This is a genomic window from Streptomyces sp. DH12, from assembly GCF_020873895.1.
In the GTDB taxonomy this organism is placed as follows: Bacteria; Actinomycetota; Actinomycetes; order Streptomycetales; family Streptomycetaceae; genus Streptomyces.
This window is the reverse complement of the sequence record NZ_JAHWGT010000357.1, coordinates 1-666: the sequence shown is the minus strand read 5'-3', so window position 1 is coordinate 666 and position 666 is coordinate 1. Positions and strand designations below refer to the sequence as shown.

Genomic DNA, 666 nt, shown 5'->3' with positions numbered 1-666 from the left:
CCCGACGTGCGTCAGGCCGCATGCTCCGCCTGCCTCTCGACGATGTGGCGGGACAGCTCGGCGATCGTCGGGTGGTACCACAGGGCGGTGGTCTCGAGCTCGAACCCGAGCCAGTTCTCCAGCTCCCCGGAGAGCACCAGGGCCTCCGTGGAGTCGAGGTCGAACTCGTCGAAGTACTGGTCCGGATCGACGTCGGCGGGCGGCACGCCCAGCTTGTGGGCCACCTTCTCGACGAGCCAGGCCTGGACGGCCGCGGGCGTCAGCGGCGCGGAGCTGCGCCCCTCGATGGTTTCGGACACGGTCCACCTCTCAGATGCGGTGCGTTGCGGTGAAGGAGCGGGAAAGGAGGGGGACGGCCGGTCAGTCGGCGGCCGCCCGCGCGGACCGCCGGATCGATTCGGCCGCCGCGCTCCCGGAGTCGAAGGCGGACTCGTGCGAGCCGATGATGTCCGGCCCCATCTTCCGGGAGTGGAAGTACGACCCGGCGAACCGGACGCGGGACCCGGAGTCGTTGACCGAGTGGATGTCCGCCTGCAGCCGGCGGGCCGGCAGGGAGAACACCGGGTGCCGGTAGGAGATGTCCGAGACGACGCACTCCTCGCGGATCGGCACGCCGGAGTCCAGGGTCAGGAAGTAGTCGCGGGAGGCCGTCAGGCACTGCAGGTC

1 protein-coding gene and 1 pseudogene are annotated in these 666 nt (G+C 70.6%); both read right to left on the bottom strand.

Features of this window, described 5'->3' with window-relative positions; translation table 11 throughout:
• Nucleotides 1-11 precede the first annotated feature (11 nt).
• Nucleotides 12-299: an acyl carrier protein gene (locus LPA54_RS34535; protein WP_093767696.1), complete on the bottom strand. Its 288-nt coding sequence runs from the start codon at nucleotides 297-299 to the stop codon at nucleotides 12-14.
• A 61-nt stretch (nucleotides 300-360) separates the two neighbouring features.
• Nucleotides 361-666: pseudogene (locus LPA54_RS34530) on the bottom strand (amine oxidase); the annotation flags it as partial.